We start from the raw sequence: 21864 nt of genomic DNA, 5'->3' as shown, positions 1-21864 counted from the left end.
GATCAGCCGTTCTGTAATGAACCGCCGGGTCCGGTGATGAATGTATTTCAATCAGTGTGCGTAAATCCGTATCCTGTAAACAATATGGATGATATCAAATCATACGGGGTCCGCTGATGGAGGGTAAATCCAATCGAAAATACAGGCAGCGAAGGGAAGCGCTGGCAGATCAGGTTCGGGCAAAAGGAATTCAGGATGAACGCGTTATTGAGGCAATCCGCACGGTTCCGCGCCACATTATGGTGGATACGGCACTGGAAAACCGCGCCTATGAGGATAGCGCGCTGCCTATCGGGAGCGGTCAGACCATATCACAGCCCTACACGGTGGCGGTTCAGACGGAACTGCTGCAGGTAGAGAGAGGGGATAAGATTCTTGAGATCGGCACAGGTTCGGGATATCAGGCCGCCATTCTTTGCCAGATGGGAGCGGAGGTATATAGTGTGGAACGTCAGGAAGAGCTCTATCACAACGCCAAAAAGGTTCTCAGGGAACTGGGTTTTCGCCCGCACCTTAAACTGGGTGACGGTACGATGGGCTGGAGCGCATACGCTCCGTACGACGGTATCGTAGTGACGGCGGGGGCACCCGTTGTTCCCGACGATCTGGTGAAACAGCTGAACGTGGGCGGACGGCTCGTGGTGCCGGTTGGAAATCAGGAGAGTCAGGTGATGATTCGAATTACAAGGGTATCGGAGGACAGCTATGAGGAAGAGCAGCTCAGCCACTTCAAGTTCGTACCCCTCATAGGCAAAAAGGGCTGGGACAAAGCCTGAATGCGTCACGGGTTTGAATGAGTCATCCGATGACTTTATCGAACTCACGCCGCAAGGGCTTCTGCTCATATCGGTTAGAGATCGATGCTGAAGCTGAAAACAGGGTAGATACCCGGCATTGTGCGGTACTCTTCTTCATATCCCGTTCGCACATCATTTTCATATACAGGTACAAGGTATGTTTCCAGAACATTCTTGCGGTTCATCAGATTTACCAGTCCTGCACGCAACTCAAGATCTGCGATGCGAAGCGACGGCTGCCAAACGAACGTGATATCTGTTTGCAGGAAAGCAGGCAGCTTGTCCCTGTCCGGATTGCTGAAACGGCTGCTCAATTCGGCTGTACTCTCGTCAAATAATAGGAAGTTGTAGTAAGCACGCCTGTAGCCCCATTTTCTCCCCCAGATACCCTGCCAGCCCGTGACCAGCGAGAGATTGGACGTTATTCTCCAGAGCGCCGAAAGCTGCGCTCGATGGGGCTCATTCCAGGGGGTGGAAACGTTGCTGCCAAACTGCTCTTCCAGGCTGATCTCCGCAAAGCTGTAATCGTATCCGGCTGTCAGCCGCAATGATTCATCGAAAAAATACTGGGAATATCGTATTCCTGCACCCCATGTCTGCATCTCCGTGGTGATACCGAAAGCTGATACGTCGGTAATGGTGCCCGATAGGTTATCAGATTCAATGTATGTCGTAAAATTAGCTTCCGGATGCCATTTGTGAAATAATTCGGCTGTAACGGATGCACGTTCAGAGGGTTCTATTAAGAGAGAGGCAGTAAGATGCCATGCTTTCGGAATGGCTGTATTGCCGGTATGCGACCAAATGGGTATGTCGGGTACAATTGCGGTTGGGCCTGTATTTGTAATTCGATATTCGTTAATGAATTGACGGTAAAGTCCGCCCGCAACCCTCAGCGACCAATAGCCTGCGCGCGATGATGGCTGGTCGTACTGTATTGAAAATCTTGGTTCAGCATAGAGATCATTTGTTGTATCAAGCCAGGTAATCCGTGTACCGTACGACAGTCGCCAGTTTCGACCTGCCTGATGCTCCGCATTCAGATAGCTTCCGATTATGGTGGAATGCTGATCGGTGCCGGTTATCATGGTTGCAGGCTCTGAAATTGAAACATTGGAATAGACTTGTTCGGCGCGAATACCGCCCTGAAGCGAGAAGACGGGTGAGAGGCTGTAACCGGCGTCTGCATTCAACTGCAGGTGCTGTATCGTGTTGCCGTTAATGCGTGTAGGCAAAGGTTGTGATGTTTCGGGAGAAGCTGAATCCAGAGAAGCGCTTGAGCCAAGGCTTCGAAAAAAGAGGTCAGACGGTCTGCTATTGCTGAGGCCTGCACGATTCACATGGTCAAAGTGGTTTTCGGAATATCCGGCTTGCAGAGAGAGGTCCAGTCTGGGAGTGAGCATCCGGCTCCATTGGGCCTGAATCAGGCTGTTTGACCATTGATGCCCGTCAACAGCATAGAGGTAGCGCTGAACATCCGGATCGAAAGTCTGCTCATTCAGGAGGCCGGTCTCAATCCGGTTTTTGGCAGCATAGGCTGATATGAGAAGACGGCTGAAATCATCGGGTTCATAAAGTACAGCAGCATGGAGATCAAATGTAGAGAGGTCGGACCGGTGTTCAAGCGGTTTGTAACGTCCCGCATCCACCTCAAGATCCATCAGGGCGTTGGTAATCAGCGGATCAAGCCGGTCCCAGTTCCTGAGAGTATTTTTCAGGAAAGGATCCGGCTGCAGATCCCAGTAGCTTGTGCGGAGCGCCCCCAACATTTTTAAAGAACGGGTTTCCGAAACCGGAAGTGAGAGATCGCCTCTAAGGTTTACATAGGAAGGATCAGTCTGCAGCGTCAGTCGGTTTGGGCTGTTGGGGCGTATATCATGCTTTAGTTCTACCAGTCCGGCGGTTGTGCTCCCTGCAGCTGTGCCATATCCTGCTTTATGCAGCGTAACATTGCCTATTGCATATGGACTGAAGGAGCTGAACAGTTTACCAAAACTGTATGGATTGTAGACCGGAATGCCATCAAGTGTAATCCGGTGCTCACCCTGATCGCTGCCCTGTAGATTGAGGTCTTTCATGGGAAGGCCATACTGCACCCCACTGAGAAGGCTGAGGCTGCGGATAGGTCCGCCCGTAAATCCCGACCGGTTTCCTTCAGACTGCACGTTGAGTATTCCGCCGCTGTTGGTGCTTGGCAGCCTCGATCTGTGTGCGTGTACCACAATCGGCTCTACATCGATTGGCCGGGGTGTAAGTACGATGCGTTCTTGCAAGGATCTATTCGGTTCAATCCTGATGGTTCTGAAAGCCGATTCATACCCCATGTAACTGATAATAAGATGATGCGTGCCGCTCATCAGGCGGTTCATGGCAAAGCGTCCGTGGTGATTTGTGCTGGTTCCCCCGGATGCATCTGCCAGTAAAACTGTAGCGCCGGGCAGCGGTTCACCGGTATCACTGTCAACTACCAGGCCCGAAACGGTGCCGAATGAGGGCGTTTCTCTTGATGCTCTCACGATAACAATGGTTCCTGAGGAGAGGGTGATATAGTCGAGCCTGTAATCTTGCAGAAGGTCGGTGAGCAGCTCGGTAACAGTGGGATGGCGAAGCCTTTTATATACGGTAATGTTACGGATCAGTTCAGGATCATACACCAGGTCGATTTCCGTATCCCGGGCGATACGGTCGAGTACATTGATCATACTTTCTCCGGAGAATTCGAACTGCAGGGGGCTTTTCGGAGCAGATTCCTGCGCACGGAGCGTTAAAGTCACTCCAAGCGACAGCAGAATCGCAATCCAAAATGTCCGGAAACTGATTCCCTGAGTCATATTCTGTGAAGCTTATTTGAAGATCCGGTATCCGTTTGCTGTTTCTGCATAACGCAGCCCTTTTACCATACTTATATCATCGAGTACGGTTTGAAGGTTTTGGGGAGAATTATAATATGCGGTAATGGGATCATCCTCCGCCCCCGGCACATCCAGGTCGATCGTGGTATCAAAACGGCGCTCAAGTTCATTGATAATAACGCGCAGTGATTGCTCACGGAAGATAATGCGGTTCTCTCTCCATCCTGTAATCTCGCTGATCGGTACGGATACAGGAGTCGTGGGTTCTGTGAGAGAGGGATCCCACCTACTGAGCTGTCCCGGTTCGAGGGTTACTCCTCTTCTTATGTCTTGCTGCGGCATGAACGCCACTCTGCCGGATGATACGGAAAGTTCCGTGTCGTTTTCCGGGTCACTGCTCCAGGACCTGATATTGAAGGATGTTCCGAGTACACTGGTGAGTGTACCGTTTGCTTTTACAGTAAATGGAATACCTGAGGGAGTCACGTCAAACCAGGCTTCACCGTTCAGCGTTAAATCACGGTCCGTTCGCCCAAAAAGTGCCCGGTTGTAGGTGATGGATGTTCCGCTATTCAGCTCTGCCTGTGAACCATCAGGTAAATCCAGGGTTACCTGTTCGCCATAGGGAGCCGTAACCGTTACAGGAACAAAAAGATACCATGAAACGGCTATGATAAGGGCAGCGGCTGCCACCATGTAACGTCCCCATATCCAGAATCTCTCTGCTCTGTTTCGAGACGCATCATGAACTTTGGTTTCCTCTTTCATTCCGGATGAATCGATTCGATCCCAAACCGATCTCAATGCATTTTCCGTTTCCGCTTCGCTGACAATCTCCCGTGCGGTGGAATGCGGCTCAGCGGTTTTGGAAATCTCCCAAATCCTGATGAGCTCAGATTCGTTTGTATACGGCCGGTTTTGATTAGGGCTATTCCTGTTCATGGCATCATTCCTCCGCTTCTGTGTTACGGTGCTGTTCATAGCGCTCTCTAAGATGCCTGAGCGCAGATACAATATGATTATTCACTGTTTTTGGAGATACATCCATAATTCCTGCAATTTCATCATGTGAAAGTCCGTCAAACCTGCTCAGCTCAAAAGCTTCCTGTCGACGGTCAGGCAATTCCGAAATCCACTTTCTGAAAAGCCCGGAAAGAGAGTTTTTATTGTCATTTTCTTGTTCGGCTGTGGTATCCGTACGGTTATCTGATACTAGGTTCATATCCGGCCGGTCATGAATCGATTCATTTTTATTTGAAGAATGCTGTAGCCAGTTGAGTGAACGGTTTCTTACTGCGGTATACAAATAGGACCTGAGCGCCTGATCGGGGTCAATGCCGGATCTTTTTTGCCACAGGGCTACAAACGCATCCTGAACCATATCACATGCCGCGTCCCTGTCGTGCACGTATCTCATGGAAAAATACACCAGACGCGGATACAGCAACCTGAACAGGTCGTCAAACGCCTGCCGGTCTTCATTTCTGATCCTCGCTGCAAGGAGGTTTATGGTTTCATCGTCGATTTCGCTCATCATCCTTGTTCTCTTGTAATACAGCCGGTGAACGCGGTATACCTAATATAATGTGAGTTCTTTAGATAACTCTCACAGAGTGCTTTAATAAGTTCATGAAGTGACCTTCCTCTTCTTCTCAGAAGATATGACAGACAGAGAGAAGTAGAGTGTTTCATTTTAGTTCCTTTCCCGGATACACTGAAATTGAATATAATGCAGGGAAACGAACCGGCAAGACAGGCTATTAAACCATACAATATTCTCAATATTCAATTCTTTATGATGGTCTGAGCGGTAATTTAATCTTTGTAAAGGAGTGTTATACATTCTAACCTGTTGTGCTTCATATCAATATGGGAGTATAGAGCATTAAAAAATAAAGCTTTTTATGAGGAACCGTGGTGTATGCGGCTCTGTTGATTCGAGTGTCACAAAGGTTTGATGCAATCAAATCCTTAACCCCAATTAAACTTTAACAGATATGACACTTTTAAAAAGCACGATCGCATTATTGGCAATCACCGTTTTAACTTTCGCACCTGTCAATGAGGCATCCGCACAGAGCAATGACAACGACATTGTATCCATTGCAGCTGGAAATGACAGCTTCTCAACTCTTGTAACTGCTCTCCAGGCAGCAGGACTCGTGGAAACACTCCAGGGCGACGGTCCTTTCACCGTATTTGCGCCAACGAACGAAGCATTTGAAGCACTTCCCGAGGGTACGCTTGAAAGCCTTCTGATGGAAGAGAATCGCGACCAGCTTATCCAGGTTCTTACTTACCACGTAGTACCGGGTAAAGTAATGTCCGGCGATCTGAGCGACGGAATGACAGCTGAAACCGTTGAAGGTTCCAGCGTTGAAATTTCAATCGGCGACTACGGTGTATCCGTTGACGATGCGTCTGTGGTAACTGCTGACATCGAAGCTTCAAACGGAGTAATTCACGTTATTGATGCAGTTATTCTTCCTTAATTGACAGGCATAGCCTGTAGAATTGATTTACAGGAAATTAAAAGCCCGTTTTCAACAGAAAACGGGCTTTTTTTATGTCTGAAGGGCTGATTGGGTCGTATTATTTAATTTTCACCCCATTTTTCAAACCAGGCTCTCAGGTATAGCTGGGTTCTGATAAAATTTGAAGGCTTGGAGCTTGTACCATGCCACTCATCCTGAAAACGGACCATCGCTGTCGGAACGCCCAGTACCTGAAGAGCTGCATAAAACTCTTCCGTTTGCGGCATCGGTGTGCGAAGGTCATTTTCGCCGGTCATGAGCATGGTGGGCGTGGTTACATTTCCGACATACATGAGCGGTGAGCGTCTGAGGTGCTCCGACGGATCTTCCCAGGGAAGATTTTCAAAGTTTCTGTACCAGCTGATTCCATCGGTTGTGCCGACAAAAGAGAGCCAGTTGATAACCGGACAGTTAGAGGATGCCGCTGCAAAGCGGTCTGTATGGCCCACAACCCAGGCTGTAAGAACGCCTCCTCCTGAGCAGCCATAGACGTACATTCGGTCCGTATCCACCCAGCCTTTACCGACCAACTCGTCCACTCCGGCCATCAGATCATCGTAATCTTTGCTGGGGTATGCATTGTCGATTTCATTGCCGAACGAGCTGCCGTAACCTGCGCTTCCCCTTGGATTCGTGTAAAGCACCAGGTAGCCGTTGGCAGCATGCTCCTGCCATGAGTAATTAAAATTCACCCCGTACATTCCATGCGGACCACCGTGTATCACCAGCATCATGGGATAGGTTTGGCTGGGGTCAAAGTCGGGCGGCTTTACAACCCATCCCTGGATATCCAGATCATCGGTCGATTTATACCAGATTTCTTCGACCTCGCCCAGTTTTACATCTTTCATCAAATCCCTGTTCATATAGGTAAGCCGCGTCATTGTTCTGTTGCGTCCCGTTGTAAGAACATAGATATCTCCAGGCTCATGAAACGATGTGGAAGTAATGCCCAGATCACCAAGGTTACTGATTGAATGAAGATTGATCTGTTGAACGCCTTCTGTAATCTGACTTACATCACCGTTAACTGAGACGTAATAAATATTGCGGTTTCCTTCGGAATTGGCGGTAAAGTAAAGTCCCCTGCTGTCCGGTGCCCAGGTCATGTTGCGGGGTGAACGGTCAAAATCGGGTGCAATGATTCTTGGATTGGATCCGTCCGTATTCATCAGATGGATTTTTCTGTTTCTGTAGGTGTCCGTATGCCAGTCATCACCCAGATAAGCGATGTGCCGGCCGTCTGGTGAGGGCAGCGGGTTGCTGTCGGGCCCATAACGGTCGGTTAACTGGCGAATCGTGCCGTCATCTACGGATACGGAATAGATTTCACTGTGCCTCCACTGAAGCTCTGCATCTTCTACCCTAAGCGTGGAAAAGACCAGGGAACGGCTGTCTGCCGTCCATTCCGATGAGGAGTGGTTCCAGTTTCCATCCGTTAGCTGGCGGACCGCACCTCCGTCGGCTGAAACCACAAAAATGTGTGTATAGGAATCATCGATGTATCCCTGACGGTCGCGTCTGTAAACCGGCCGTTCCACAACTTTCGGGCTTGCCGTCCAGCTGGCTCCGTCGGGGCGGGACGGCATGCTGATGGTGAGCGAGGGTTTGGTTTCTACCCTCTTATTGAATGACAGGTACCGGCTGTCGGGCGACCAGCGGATATTGGATGGGGAGTGTGTAAGGCGGGTAATCTGACTGGTAGCTCCTTCGCTATCCATCCAGCGCACATAAATCTGGCTGCCTCCGGGTTCGCCTTCTGCCGTAAAGGCTATACGTGTGCCGTCGGGCGACCATGAGGGATTTGATCCTTCAGCTAAAAACCTTTTGCGGGTTCCGTCCGAATTCATAATCCAGATTTCCGATTTTCTTGAATCCGTGATCTGATCAATCCACCCGCGTGTGTATACAATAAGGCTTCCATCAGGTGAAATTTGTGTATTGCCGGCAGACTGAAGTTCCCAATACATATTCAGATCCAGCGTTTTTTCACTTTCAGCAGACTGCCGGGCGGCAGATTGAGAAACAGGAATGAGAAGCAGCATCAAAATGAAGGCAGACATGATAACTTTAAGGCTGATGCTCGTGGTATAGAAGGGTGTTCGCATTATGGTAAGAGTTGGTTAAGGGTGTTGTTTTATTGATCCCACAAAACGACCGGTAATCGATGCAACTGATAGTAAAAATATGAGTGGGAGGCGTGAAATGCGTTACTCAAATAAACATATTATTGGCATTGAAACAATCATTAAATAATCAGCAATACAGCAAAAATGATGCTTTTATCGGGTACGGGAGCACCCGGTTCGGATCAGTTAAAAGCTTGTCACGATCACTGAACGAATAAATAAAAAAAAGAGCCGCCCGAAAAAATCGGTACGGCTCTTTTGAAAATGTACGTAACTGAATCGCTTTTTAACTCGGATCCAGGATATTTTCGATACGTTCTTCCACATCGTTCAGGTGAACACGGGTCGCGCGGTCACTAACGCGTGTTTTTGTTTGCTGAACGTCTGCAAGAAGGGTTTCAAGCTGCTCACGCACAATGGGGCGGATATCAGACTGGCTTACATTGATGGATGTAAATCCAAAAAACTGTCTGAATGCAGCGGGGATGCTGGGCAGTTCGCTGGTCATCAGGTACTCCATTCTTTCAACGTAAGCCCGCTGAAGATTTCTGCGATAAACGGAAACTTCGGAATTCCGGTCAAGCTCCGTCCAGATCATAGAGCGAACATCGTCCATAAATTCAAACGGGGAGTAGATGTCGTCTCCGTCCATTCTGTTGTCATATTCGATCAGGCGCGCAAGACGCTGCGGATCTACCAGGTTATTCAGAACGGATACCTGCCGCCCGCGGAACGTATCTACAAAATCGGCCTGATTCACGCGGCCCAGGATCTCCTGGTTCATGACCCATGACGGATCGCTGAATGCGTGTGTTCGAAGGAAGTCCATGGCTTCTTTCTGCACGGATCGTGGAACGGGCTCATAAACCACGCCATCCTGATCGAAGGTTTTATGATTCTCATATACGCCTGCAACGTTGGAGGTAACATGACCCATGTAGCGGCTCCACTGACCGATAACCTGTCCGTACAGCTCTTCGAGCTCATCAAAGTCCTCGCCTTCCTTGCCAATCCAGTCAATCAGGTTCTCCGTAATCACCTGAAGGTTAGCAATGCCATAGCGGCTGGCTTTCATGCTGTTGTCGCCCAGGTCTTCGTTCTGGGATCGCGGATCGATTCTGGAACCGGTCTGGCGGCCATAGAAATAGTAGGGATCATCGGCGCGTTCGGTGGTCCATTCGTGCAGTACTTCCTGCTGCTCTTCAAGCGACATGTCGCCAAACCATGTATAGCCCCACTTCACGGCCCACTTGTCGTAGGGACCGACACGGGGGAAGAAGTTGGTAACGCCGTCGCCCGGCTGTGCAATATAGTTGAAACGGGCGTAGTCCATAATAGAGGGAGCTGTTCCGTTTTCCGATGTGTAGCTGGGTGATCGGAGGGAGTCGACCGGTACCGCGTAGCTGGAACCCCAGTTATGCGGAAGCCCCAGTGTGTGCCCCACCTCGTGTGCTGATACAAACCGGATCAGCTCACCCATTACGTCGTCATCGAATTGAACATTCCGTGCCTCCGGATTGGCTGCCGCGGTCTGGATAAAGTACCAGTTTCGAAGCAGTCGCATCACGTTGTGATACCAGCCGATGGCGGATGTCATGATCTGTCCGGATCGCGGATCGTGTACGTGCGGTCCAAACGCATTCTGAATCGGGGATGCGAAGTAACGGATCGAGGGGTATCGTGTATCTTCCAGGCTGAAATCGGGATCTTCCTCGGGTGTCGGGGCCATTTTGCCATAGATGGCATTTTTGAAGCCGGCCTCCTCAAAGGCTACCTGCCAGTCATCCACTCCCTTGATCAGCCACTCTCTCCACTCAACGGGCGTGGCCGGATCGATATAAAATATGATGGGCTCTTCCGGTTCCACGAGCTCGCCACGCAGATACGCTTCCTTGTCTTTGGGAACCAGTTTCCATCGTGTGATATGGCTCATCGGTGCGGCACGATGCTGCTCGGTGCCGTAGTCAACCTGGTTGGCAGTGAAATAGCCTACCCGTGCATCCGGTTCCCGGCGCTGCATGGGTTCTTCTGGCAGGATGATCATACTGTGGTTGATCTCCAGGGAGATGGTATTGGCATCGGAGTTTGACGGCGGGTTGTTTGCATCGTATGTAAGGATATGCCGTGCCTCCACATTTTCCGGGTAGGCCCGGATCGACTCGATGAATGTGCGGTTGCCATCCACGCGGCGCACCTGAAACCGGCTTCTGAAACTACCCTGGAGGCCGAGTGCCGGAACATCCGTTGTAAACAGGCTCGTTACATCGATAACGGAGCCGGTAGAATCCGCATTCAGCGCCTTCACGTCAAATGTAGCGAGGATCGGCTCAAAGTTTGAGTTCCGAACGGCTTCATAGATGGGAAGTGTATCGCTGGCCGTATTGCTGAATGATACCCGGCGAAGCAGAATTTTGTCGTCCCGTTTTTCCCAGCGCAGAACCTGGTTGTTGTTTCGCATACCGCCGTAGTTGATTCCATTGGCGGTGCGGGCAATACGTGAAACCATAAGCATCTCACGTCCGAGAACATCGTCGGGGATTTCATAGTAATAGGTGTTTTTGTCTCTGTAGACGGTAAACAGTCCTTCATCCTTCTCAAAGCTGTCTTTGATTACTTCTGAAAAGGGCTTGATCTCCCCGTTTCCTGATGAAGCTGAACGTTGCGGTCTTTCTGAGGGTCCATTGTCCTGCTGAACGGCATCCGTGCTTGCACAACCGGCAATCAGAAATGCGGAAATCAGAACCATAGACAAACGAAGTACATATGTTGTCATAGAATCGATAATTTAGTGTCAATATTATAGTCGGGTTAAGGTGCCGTTATCCTGACTATTCTTCAAGGGGAAAAGAGAAAGGAGTGTAAAAATTTGATAATATTCCGAATAAGTGACAGTATACATTTGTGATGATTCGAGCTGAATAAGCGTGTACTATTATTGAATCCAAAATTTAAATCACTATGGCTTCGGAAAAAATTGAGTTCAAAGGTGTATTGGGTGAGATGCTCTCTGCAAAAGTGGATCGTCCGGACGGTGAACACAGAGCCTGCGCTCTTTTTGCTCACTGTTTTACCTGTTCCAAAAATCTGAAAGCAGTTTCCAATATCGCCAGGGCCCTGAACAGGAAAGGGGTGCTGGTATTTCGGTTTGATTTCACCGGGCTTGGCGACAGCGGGGGCAGTTTTGAGGATACCAATTTCAGTTCGAACGTGGATGATCTGATCGCGGCCGCAGAGTACATGAAGAGAGAGATGCATGGACCCACTATCCTGATTGGTCACTCACTCGGAGGTGCGGCCGTTCTTCAGGCAGCGGGCCGGATGGAAACCGTAAAGGCAGTTGCGACAATAGGTGCGCCATCCGAACCAAAGCATGTAGAGCATCATTTTGAATCCAAAAAAGAGGAGATAGAAAGGGAGGGCTCAGCAATTGTAAACCTTGCGGGCCGTCCGTTCCGGATCAAAAAGCAGTTCCTTGACGACCTGGCCGAAACACGAATGGACAGCTATATTGAAAATCTGGACCGTGCCCTTTTGGTGATGCATGCTCCGCTTGACGATACAGTTGGGATTGACAATGCAGCGCATATCTACAAGATGGCCCGGCACCCGAAAAGTTTTCTCTCCCTGCATGAGGCGGATCACCTGCTCACCGACGAAAAATTCAGCCGGTATGCGGGATCCATTATTGCTGAGTGGGCGGAGATTTATTTATAAGTGAAAAGGCAGAAGGCAGAAGGCAGAAGGCAGAAGGCAGAAGGCAGAAGGCAGTCTAAAATAAGTTCATAAGTTACTAATAAAATTGATGTTTAAATAGTTTAAAAAACAGTTTTAATGCACCCTGCACCCTGCACCCTGCACCCTGCACCATGTCCATCCTATTTGAAGCTCCCGTTTTTAATGCAGAATCAGCGCTTAGGGCGGCCGGTGCAGGTGTGGATCGTCTTGAGCTCTGCAGTTCGTTTTCTGAGGGGGGAGAAACACCGGGTGTGGGTATGCTTCAGTGGGTTAAACAGAAAATGAACATTCCGGTTTTTGTCATGATCCGTCCCCGGGGAGGGAATTTTATCTATACATCAGATGAGATTGAGGTGATGAACCGGGAAATTGATTTGCTGAACAACGCCGGCGCGGATGGTTTTGTATTTGGCATCCTGAATAATGATCACAGTATAAACAGCGATGCCTGCAGGGAGTTGATTGGCGCAGCGGGTGGAAAACCGTGCACGTTTCACCGGGCATTTGATTCATGCAGGAATCCCCTTGAGGGCCTCCAGACAAGTATTGAATGCGGCTTCAGTCGGATTCTGACATCCGGTATGAAAGAAAATGTGAGCGAGGGACTGGAAGAGATCATCAGGCTGCTTAAAATTGCAGAAAGAAAGATCATCATTATGCCGGGAGGCGGACTAATGCCAGAACATCTTCCTTTGTTAATGGAAACCGGATTGCTCCAGGACATTCATGCAAGCTGCATTGCAAGGAAAAGGCGAGAGGATATTCCACTATTCGAAGATGATATTTTTAATAAGTTTCAGAATTGGTTGCACGGGTGAAAACTTCTTTTTGCTGAATCAGAATGATATAATCCTCTCTTCTGTTTAACATATTGATGGGCAATAAACTACAAAACAACACAAAACATCATAAAATGTCATTAAAAGCATATTTCTCAACACTGACTTTATTAATCGCAGTTCTTCTTGTTGCCGGATGCACTCAGACCCAGCAACAATCCGAAAATATGGAGGAAGAGCCAGAAACAATGATTGAAAAGGCAGTGGCGGTGATTTACCCCACTGAAGGCAACGATATTGAAGGCATGGTTACATTTACCCAGACTGAAGACGGTGTACGGGTGCAGGCTACGGTATCCGGGCTGGTTGAACAGTCACTCCATGGCTTCCATATTCATCAATATGGTGATTGCAGAGCATCTGACGGAACCTCTGCAGCCGGCCACTTCAATCCTATGGACATGCCGCACGGATCTCCGACGGATGATGACCGGCACGTAGGCGACCTGGGGAATCTGCCGACTAATGAAGAGGGGGTCGCTGAAATTGACTACACAGACGATGTGGTTGAATTGAACGGACCGAACTCCATTCTTGGACGAGGAGTGATCGTACATGCAGGTCAGGACGATCTTGAAACACAACCTACAGGTGCAGCGGGTGCGCGGCTTGGATGCGGCGTTATTGGTGTGGCCAATCCTGATTATTAATTGTTCGGGTTACAGTTTACCTGTGATTTGGCATACCGCAAACCAGCGATCATGAGCTTGGGCTGTATCTACGTAATTCTACGTAAAAATTTGCGTATTGCAGGCCTCCGGATAATGCATTATTAGGATGGTTTTCATACCTTCCCGAATGCTCAAAATTCTATTTGTTCTCTTTTTTGCACTAAGTCCGGTGCTCCATGCTCAGCAGTCTGCCGACATTGTCGGAAACTGGTCAGGATCTATCACGGTTAACGGACAGGAACTGGGTATCGAATTTGTCTTCAACTACAACCAGGGCGAATTTGATGGTACAATCGACATTCCGCAGCAGGCTGCCTACAATCTCCCCGTGGAGTTTACATACGTTGAGGCCGACTCGATGGTTTTTCAGTTTCAGACCGGGACGGGTGCAGCCGTTTTTATGGGCCGCCTGAATGAAAGCAATGATGAAATAAGCGGCCTCTTTGAGCAGCTTGGAACGCGGTTTCCATTTTCTATTATCCGCCAAAATCAGGTTTCGGTTTCACAATCTGATTCTTCAGGTACAAATCTTGTCATTCCAACCGAATCGGGCCAGCGGTCGGGTACCCTTCTGCAAGGTGATAGCCAAAAACCCATTGTGATACTTATAACCGGATCGGGTTCTCAAGACCGCGATGAAAATGTGGCGGGATTCCGGGTGTTTGGAGAGCTCTCCGAGGCCCTTCTCGACAGCGGATATTCCAGTTTTCGATATGATGATATTGGAGTGGGAGAATCAACAGGTGTGGAAGATGCCACCCTGCAGGATCTTGCGGATGACCTGAAAGATATCATTGAATATCTCGCATCCAACCATGTGGAAACATTTAATGACATTGTGCTGCTTGGCCACAGCCAGGGTGGAGGAGTAGCTGCGCTCGCAGCCTCCGGTAATGAGCTGGTAGACGGAATCATTTTCATGGCAGCGCCATTTTTTGGCGGAGATGAAATTATTAACCAGCAAATCAGGGCTATCTCTGAAGCTCAGAACGTCAGTGAATCCGTAGTAGAGCAGAACCTGGAGTACCAGGCCAGAATCTATGAAGTGGTGCGAAATAATGGAGATTGGGCAGAGGTTGAAGAAGATCTTTATGAGCGTCTTGAGGAGCAGATGAATATGCTATCGGAGCAGCAGCGTGAATCACTCGGCGATATGGATGCATTTATCAGGAGCCAGGTATCGAGGCAGCTTGCTGCTGCAAAAACCGATTGGTTTCGGTCTTTTATAGAGCTTGACCCCGCAGAAGTGGTAAAAACATTGCAGATACCGTTGCTTGCGATCTTTGGAGAAAAAGATATGCAGGTAATTAATGAACCCAACCGGGAAGCTGCTGATAGTCTTGCCGAAAATAGCGAAATTGATCTGAACACCGTTACCATCCCTGAAGCCAATCACCTCTTTCAGCAGGCAAATACCGGTATGCCAGGCGAATACGGCATGCTCGAGAAACGCTTCGCGGAGGGGTTCCTGGGGGCGATTCTGGAGTGGCTTTCAGGTTTGTGATTCACCGCCCCGAAGTTTCGGGGCTAAGAGCGCAAAGTTTGTAATAATTTTCAGCAGTTCCGTGATACTTTTGATAAGCCGGGAATTAAGTCAATAAATATAAAAATCTCCGCGTTCCCTGCGCCTCTGCGGTGAGACGTTATTGCTTCCAGCTCTTGATCCCGCTCCGGATCACCTCATCCACCTTATCAACTGAAACGCGGTCCTGCTTCATGTCATCCCGGTAACGAATGGTGACGGTGTTATCTTCAAGACCGTCAAAATCGACCGTGATGCAAAAGGGAGTACCTGCTTCATCCTGCCGGCGGTACCGCTTGCCGATAGAGCCGGATTCGTCGTAGAGTACCGTGTATTCTTCCTGAAGGTCGGCTTCGATCTTGTGTGCAAGCTCCTGCAGCTCCGGCTTCTTGATAAGGGGAAAGATGCCAACCTTGGTTGGAGCCAGCTTTGGATGCATCTTCAGAACGACGCGAGTGTCTCCGTCCACCTCCTCCTCTCTATAGGCATCGCATAATACCATCAGGGTACAGCGGTCGAGGCCGATGGAGGTTTCAATCACATACGGCACGTACCGTTTCTGCTCTTTCTGATCGAAGTACTCCATCTTCTTGCCGGAGTATTCCTGGTGTCGCGACAGGTCAAAATCGGTGCGGTTATGAATGCCTTCCACCTCCTGCCAGCCGATCGGGAAGTTGAACTGGATATCCGCTGCGGCGCGTGCATAATGCGCGAGCTTGTCATCAGGATGCGGTGTGGCCCTCAGGTTTTCTTCGCGGATACCGATGCTTTTATGCCACTCCATTCGCTTGTTCAGCCAGTTGTTGTACGTCTCTTCATCCGTTCCCGGTTCCACGAAGTACTGCATCTCCATCTGTTCAAACTCTCTCATGCGAAAAACAAACTGACGGGCTACCACTTCATTCCGGAACGCCTTACCCACCTGCGCAATGCCGAAAGGAACCTGCACCCGGGCGGTATCAAGCACGTTCTTGTAGTTGACAAAAATGCCCTGTGCGGTTTCAGGCCGCAAATAGATGGCATCCTCATCATCTTTTGACGTTGCACCGTAGTGGGTTTTGAACATCAAATTGAACTGACGCACTTCGGTCCAGTCGAATGCCCCTGAATCAGGTGCTTTGATCTCCTCCTGCATGATGATCTCGTAGAGGTCTTCGCAGAGCCCATTCCGTGTACCGGTCGTGTCAAGCTGTTGCTGAAGGTCATCCGCTTTTTCCGCTTTCCCTTTATCACGTAACTTTTGAATATACTCCTCAATAAGCATATCCGCCCGGTAACGTTTTTTTGACTGTTTATCATCAATCATCGGATCGTTAAAACCTTCTACGTGACCGCTGGCCTCCCACACCTTCGGATGCATGAAGATGGCGGCGTCAATTCCAACGATATTGTCGTGCGCCTGGGTCATCGCTTTCCACCACGTGTTCTGGATGTTGCGCTTCAGCTCCACACCGAGGGGGCCGTAATCGTACACGGCGGCCAGTCCGCCATACACTTCGGATGATTGGAAAATAAATCCTCTGGATTTGGAGAGGGATACGATGTCGTCGAGGCCGGTCAGGTTCTTTTCTGGCATGTAAAAATCAGCTCGGTTGATTGGTTTTGTCTATGAATTCAGTTCCGTAAAAAGATCACAAAGATAGGAAAAATCTCACCTCTATGAACCGTTTGTGAGGATTGTTTGTTATTTTAGCTCACATTAGAAATAAAAAACAGTATAAATCAGGTTCTCGCAGATTTACGCTGAGTTAGCCGCAGATTCAAGCTGAAATCTGCGAAACTTCGCGAATCATCTGCGTGACTCTGCGAGAAAGAATACGATGTCAAAATTTAACGCAGGAATCCTCGGCGCGACGGGCGCTGTGGGGCAAAAATTTATCCGACTTCTTCAAAACCATCCGTGGTTCACCATCACCGCCCTGGGTGCCTCTGAACGCTCGGCAGGCAAAACATACAGAGAGGCCGCCAACTGGATCGAAGCTGTCCCGATGCCTGACACCGTAGCCGGGCTGAGTGTGCGAAACTGCGTATCAGGCGAATTTGATGATGTTGATTTTGTCTTTTCCGGACTCGATTCGTCCGTAGCCACCGACATTGAAAAAGACTTTGCCTCGGCCGGCATCCCGGTGATCAGCAACGCCAAAAACTACCGCACTGACCCCACCGTACCCCTGTTGATTCCTGAGGTAAACCCGGATCACATCGAACTGATTAAGAAGCAAAAATTTACCGCTGACGGATCCGGCTGGATCGTGACCAATCCAAACTGTGTGGTTGTGCCTCTGGTTACATCACTCAAGCCGCTTTATGATGCGTTCGGAATAGATGCCGTGGTTGTCACTTCCATGCAGGCCATATCCGGCGCAGGCTATCCGGGAGTGGCCAGCCTCGATATTCTCGGAAATGTGGTTCCCTACATTGGCGGGGAAGAATCCAAGGTTGAAAGCGAACCCCATAAATTACTGGGCAAATTAAATGAAGAGGGTATACTGAACGCTTCATTTCCGATTCAGTCCACAGCCACGCGTGTACCCGTTGAGAACGGGCATATGCTGGCAGTGACGGTGGGTCTTAAGAACAAGGCGTCAGCGTCTGATGTAATAGATGCGATGAAGAACTGGCAAAGCCCGATTGCTGACCTGGGACTGCCATCTGCTCCGCCGTTTCCCATAAAAATCCATGAGGATGAACGCTATCCGCAACCGCGCCTGCATGCCGACAGCGAAAATGGAATGCAGACAGCTGTGGGCCGAATCCGCGAAACCCGGGTACTGGATATCTCCTACATTGCGATGGCACACAACACGGTTCGTGGTGCAGCCGGTGGAGCCATTCTGAACGCCGAACTGCTGGTGAAGAAGGGCTATTTGTGATGTGAGCTGTTAGATGAGTGATGTACGATGAGCGATTTCTATGGTCGCTTCTAAATGAATTCATAATAGTATAAATCAAACATCACTCATCTCACATATCAAATAGGTTATGTCCAAAAAGAATCTGCCAACCAAAATCTGCCCGGTCTGCAACCGTCCCTTCACCTGGCGGAAAAAGTGGCAGCGCGACTGGCAAAACGTGAAGTACTGCAGTGAGCGTTGCCGGAGAAATAAAAATAGTGCCTCACCGTTATATGATCCCGAGCAGAACTGAGCTGTTTGCATATTAAAACTAAGTTCATTAATGTATTCATACATACCCAACCTATTGGGAGATAATAACTTCACAAAAAGAAGAGAGGTGACTAAAACAGTCCTGTTTTATCCCTGACAGATAGGATTCTGCCGAATAAACCACTTCACGGATTCCTGAAATAACCAAGCAATTAGTTTGGAAATTTTTCGCTCATTATATCCATTTCCGGCAAATGAGCTGGCGCTTTATGCAACAATGTAAGAGGTGGATACGTGCGTTAATTGGCATATCAAATTCATACATCGGATGTGTGAAAAAAAAATATTTGAGTAAGAGAATGACTTCTATGAGTAACAATCTTCGCATACTGTTTAAGGTGATCGATGACGGTATTCTTATCACGGATCCCGAAGATGACAACATTATTGTGGATGCCAACCCGGAAGTCTGCGAACTTTTGGGATATAAGCGTGAAGAGATCAATGGGCTTAAGAGGGAGGATTTGTTTGTAGATCCCCCCACATTCAGCCAAACCATGAAGCCGGGTAAAAGCAGACAAGTAGCCAGGCATAAAAGCGGACGGCTGATTGAGGTGGAAACCACTGCAAAAGATGTGCAACTTGAGGATCTTGGAAAGATGTGCTGCACCATCGTTCGGCCGATATCAGAGGATAGCAAGGCATTTCATTCGACAGGAGACTATAACAGATTGCTGGATCTGCAAAATGAAATTGCCAAGATTTTCAACGAAAAGGGAACATTTGAAGAGCTTCTGAGCAAATGCATGAATCGCATTAACTCGTATTTCAATTTGGATATAGGCCATCTGTTCATCAGGAAGTCCGACAACGCAAAAAGCGTATATGAGTCATGTCTGCTGGAAAAAAACACAGCCGGACCCGGTTATGATGAGTTCGTACAAGCATCAAGAAGCACGTCTTTTAATCTTGGGGAGGGATTTGTAGGTAAAACCGCTCTTGAAAAAAGGCCGTTTTGGGTTCAAAAACCGGACCTCAGCCAAGATTATTTGAGGGCAGAACCCTTGATGGCGTCCGGCATTCAGTTGGGTTTAATGGTACCTGTGATTGTGGATGAAGAGACAGAGGCCGTTATTGAATTCTACTCCTCTGAGCAGCAAATGATAGATGACACTACAGAGCACATTCTTGAAAGCCTTGGTAAGCAAATCGGCTTCATGCTAGAGCGAAAAAGGCGTGTAGAGCAATTGAGTGATGAGAAAGAAAATTACCGGCTTCTGGCTGAAAACTCAACGGACGTAATTACCCGCCAGGCTCCTGACGGCACCTATCTTTATGTTTCACCCGCTTGTAAAGCCATAATGGGATACAATCCGGACGAACTGGTTGGAACGTCTGCTTACAGTTACTGCCATCCGGATGATATTGACAGACTTTCGGAACTACGCCAAAAAGTTTCCGATACTGATGATACACTGGTTATTGACTACAGGATCAGGGAAAAGGAGGGTGGCTGGACGTGGGTGGAATCTGCAAACCGAGCTCTTAGGACTTCTGAGTCCGATGAAGTCACTGAGATTCAGACCGTAATGCGCGATATAACGATTCGCAAAGAATATGAAAAAAGACTCAAAAGCCAGGTCCATCTCAATGAAAAGATCATCGATAGTATGCCGGGTATCTTTTTCATCATCTCCAGCAGCGGGGTTGTTGAGAGAGTGAACGATGAACTCAGGGAGTTGACAGGATACAATCCTGACATTGAGAAAAAAATGTTCTATGAGTTTGTGGATCCCGATGATGAGCTATTGGCATTGGATAGCTTCCGGGAAGCGTTTGATTTTGGTTTGACGGATTTGGAACTGCGAATCAAAGGTATTGATGGAGAGAGTGTGCCCTATGTTATTTCTGCTTTAGTTGATGAGCTCAATGAAGAGCGCTATCTGATCGGCACAGGGATCAATATTGAGGAGCGGAAGAAGATTGAAAAGCAGCTGGTAAGCGAAAAACAGTTTACTGATCACGCTCTGAATTCTCTACCCGGACTCTTTTACGTGCTTGATGAGAATCAAAACTTTGTTCGTGTCAATGACAACTTCGTTAAGGCTCTGGGCTACACAAGGGATGAACTGGATGAGATGGAACCACTCGACTTCTACCTTGAAGAGGACCAGCAACGCATGCTCAAGGCAGTGGAACGCGCTTTTCAGGAAGGATCGGCTACGCTGACATCCAGGATAAAGACCAAAGATGGCCATTTGCCATGCTATGAACTCACCGGCACCTTTTTTCGGGATAAAGGTAAAAACTACATTCTTGGAACGGGTATAGACATTACGGAGCAGCGCAGACTGGAGACTCTGCTTCAGCAGGCCCACAGCCTGGCTCGAATCGGTGCATGGGAAGTGGACCTTCTAAATGATAAAGTGACATGGTCACAGGTTACGAAAGAGATTCATGAGGTGAATGCGGATTTTGAACCGGACCTGAATTTGGGGATCAATTTCTACAAGCCGGGTAAGAGCCGGAAAGCCATTCTTAATGCGATTGAGCAGCTGATCGAATCCGGCACCCCGTTTGACGTTGAACTGCAGATTATTACTGCAAAGGGAAACGAACGGTGGATTCGCGCGATAGGCAAGGCTGAAAGAGTGAATGGAAAATGTATTCGCATGTACGGCAGCTTTCAGGATATACACGAGAAAAAAGTTATCGAAGAGCAGATTCGGGAGTCACTGAAGGAGAAAGAGATCCTGCTGTCGGAGGTTCACCACAGAGTGAAAAACAACCTGGCACTTGTTTCGGGCTTCCTGCAGCTGCAGGCTTTCAGAACAGAACACGACTATACGCAGAAAGTATTGCTTGACAGTCAGAGCCGTATTAAATCAATAGCACTCATTCATGAGGATCTTTACCAATACTCCTCATACACGAAAATCGACGCAAAAAAGAATGCGGCCAAACTGATCGATCATTTAGGGTACTTTTCGGGACAATATGAAAAAATTGATGTACAGCTGACCGGTGATGAAGTGCTGTTGAATATCAATCAAGCCGTCCCGTTTGCCATTGTGATCAACGAGTTGGTGACCAACTGTTATAAACATGCATTTTCGGAAACCGATGAAGGTCACATCAGGGTCGACATCCGAAGACAGGATAAAAAGGTTCTCCTGGAGATAACGGATAACGGTAGGGGATTGCCGGAAAACTTTTCCATGGATGATGAGGAAAGTCTCGGTATGACGCTTGTGAAAGCCCTGGTGACCCAGCTTGACGGTGAGTTCTGCTACCAGCGAAACGAGATAGGAACATCTTTTTTTCTTAGTTTTGATATCTCGGAATCCGTGAAAGGTTCTTCCAGCAATATCTGATTGCATGCACTTTGTTGCTGCTCAACTGGAGATTTGCAATTAGCAGGTGCCAACCCCAAAACGAGAAATAGCGCTGCTGAACGAATGCCTGAACCTGGCCATCAAAAAAAACACGATCGTCACTACTTAATGGGTCGGCAGTGCAGAAGGCGGCAGATGAAATGAATAAATTGTAGGTTGATTGTCGTGGGTGGTTAGTTGTTAGTGGTCGAATGGCCTTTGCGAAGATTGAAAAAACTGTATGGTAACCTTCCAATGTGAACAACTAACAACTATCGACAAACAACCGGCTGCCTCCGACGAT

At 48.5% G+C, this 21864-nt stretch carries 15 protein-coding genes; 9 read left to right on the top strand and 6 right to left on the bottom strand.

The window, feature by feature from the left end; genetic code table 11:
- The first annotated feature begins 116 nt into the window (after positions 1–116).
- On the top strand, positions 117–776 hold the full coding sequence (locus DDZ15_RS14665) for a protein-L-isoaspartate(D-aspartate) O-methyltransferase (RefSeq protein ID WP_109647869.1): 660 nt from the start codon (positions 117–119) through the stop codon (positions 774–776).
- Between the two features lie 74 nt (positions 777–850).
- Here the strand turns inward: DDZ15_RS14665 and DDZ15_RS14660 are convergent, their stop codons facing one another.
- The 3 genes from DDZ15_RS14660 to DDZ15_RS14650 are packed head-to-tail and all read right to left on the bottom strand — an operon-like array spanning position 851 to position 5186.
- Positions 851–3628 carry a TonB-dependent receptor gene (locus tag DDZ15_RS14660; RefSeq protein WP_109647868.1) on the bottom strand — a complete coding sequence of 926 codons (2778 nt, stop codon included), beginning with the start codon at positions 3626–3628 and terminating at the stop codon, positions 851–853.
- 12 nt (positions 3629–3640) lie between these two features.
- Positions 3641–4630 carry a FecR family protein gene (locus tag DDZ15_RS14655; RefSeq protein ID WP_109647867.1) on the bottom strand — a complete coding sequence of 330 codons (990 nt, stop codon included), beginning with the start codon at positions 4628–4630 and terminating at the stop codon, positions 3641–3643.
- On the bottom strand, positions 4596–5186 hold the full coding sequence (locus DDZ15_RS14650; RefSeq protein WP_109647866.1) for an RNA polymerase sigma-70 factor: 591 nt from the start codon (positions 5184–5186) through the stop codon (positions 4596–4598). Before DDZ15_RS14650 ends, DDZ15_RS14655 begins: the two co-directional genes overlap by 35 nt.
- Positions 5187–5646: 460 nt before the next feature.
- Between DDZ15_RS14650 and DDZ15_RS14645 the strand changes: the two genes are divergently transcribed.
- Positions 5647–6141, top strand: coding sequence for a fasciclin domain-containing protein (locus DDZ15_RS14645; RefSeq protein WP_109647865.1), 495 nt, complete (start codon positions 5647–5649; stop codon positions 6139–6141).
- 104 nt (positions 6142–6245) lie between these two features.
- Here DDZ15_RS14645 and DDZ15_RS14640 read toward each other — a convergent pair whose 3' ends face one another.
- Positions 6246–8291 (bottom strand): S9 family peptidase, encoded by a 2046-nt coding sequence (locus tag DDZ15_RS14640; protein ID WP_199222982.1) that lies wholly within the window; start codon positions 8289–8291, stop codon positions 6246–6248.
- Between the two features lie 307 nt (positions 8292–8598).
- On the bottom strand, positions 8599–11085 hold the full coding sequence (locus DDZ15_RS14635) for a zinc-dependent metalloprotease (RefSeq protein WP_109647864.1): 2487 nt from the start codon (positions 11083–11085) through the stop codon (positions 8599–8601).
- Between the two features lie 185 nt (positions 11086–11270).
- Here DDZ15_RS14635 and DDZ15_RS14630 point away from each other — a divergent pair, with 185 nt between their 5' ends.
- The 4 genes from DDZ15_RS14630 (at position 11271) to DDZ15_RS14615 (ending at position 15061) form a co-directional block, all read left to right on the top strand.
- Positions 11271–12026 carry an alpha/beta hydrolase family protein gene (locus DDZ15_RS14630; RefSeq protein WP_109647863.1) on the top strand — a complete coding sequence of 252 codons (756 nt, stop codon included), beginning with the start codon at positions 11271–11273 and terminating at the stop codon, positions 12024–12026.
- 152 nt (positions 12027–12178) lie between these two features.
- Positions 12179–12865 carry a copper homeostasis protein CutC gene (locus tag DDZ15_RS14625; protein ID WP_109647862.1) on the top strand — a complete coding sequence of 229 codons (687 nt, stop codon included), beginning with the start codon at positions 12179–12181 and terminating at the stop codon, positions 12863–12865.
- A 95-nt stretch (positions 12866–12960) separates the two neighbouring features.
- A complete protein-coding gene (locus DDZ15_RS14620) occupies positions 12961–13536 on the top strand; it encodes a superoxide dismutase family protein (RefSeq protein WP_199222981.1) in 576 nt (191 codons plus the stop codon).
- A gap of 148 nt (positions 13537–13684) precedes the next feature.
- Entirely contained in the window at positions 13685–15061 is a 1377-nt protein-coding gene (locus tag DDZ15_RS14615) for an alpha/beta hydrolase (RefSeq protein ID WP_158278727.1), read from the top strand.
- A 139-nt stretch (positions 15062–15200) separates the two neighbouring features.
- Here DDZ15_RS14615 and DDZ15_RS14610 read toward each other — a convergent pair whose 3' ends face one another.
- A complete protein-coding gene (locus DDZ15_RS14610; RefSeq protein WP_109647860.1) occupies positions 15201–16655 on the bottom strand; it encodes a glycine--tRNA ligase in 1455 nt (484 codons plus the stop codon).
- Positions 16656–16899: 244 nt separating this feature from the next.
- Here DDZ15_RS14610 and asd point away from each other — a divergent pair, with 244 nt between their 5' ends.
- The 3 genes from asd to DDZ15_RS14595 all read left to right on the top strand — a co-directional run bounded on the left by asd (position 16900) and on the right by DDZ15_RS14595 (position 21560).
- Positions 16900–17952, top strand: a complete 1053-nt coding sequence (gene asd / locus DDZ15_RS14605; RefSeq protein WP_109647859.1) for an aspartate-semialdehyde dehydrogenase — start codon at positions 16900–16902, stop codon at positions 17950–17952.
- A 109-nt stretch (positions 17953–18061) separates the two neighbouring features.
- On the top strand, positions 18062–18226 hold the full coding sequence (locus tag DDZ15_RS17095; protein WP_109647858.1) for a DUF2256 domain-containing protein: 165 nt from the start codon (positions 18062–18064) through the stop codon (positions 18224–18226).
- 328 nt (positions 18227–18554) lie between these two features.
- On the top strand, positions 18555–21560 hold the full coding sequence (locus tag DDZ15_RS14595; RefSeq protein ID WP_158278726.1) for a PAS domain S-box protein: 3006 nt from the start codon (positions 18555–18557) through the stop codon (positions 21558–21560).
- Positions 21561–21864: the final 304 nt, after the last annotated feature.

This window comes from Rhodohalobacter mucosus, from assembly GCF_003150675.1.
In the GTDB taxonomy this organism is placed as follows: Bacteria; Bacteroidota; Rhodothermia; order Balneolales; family Balneolaceae; genus Rhodohalobacter; species Rhodohalobacter mucosus.
This window is presented reverse-complemented; position numbering and strand designations above follow the sequence as displayed.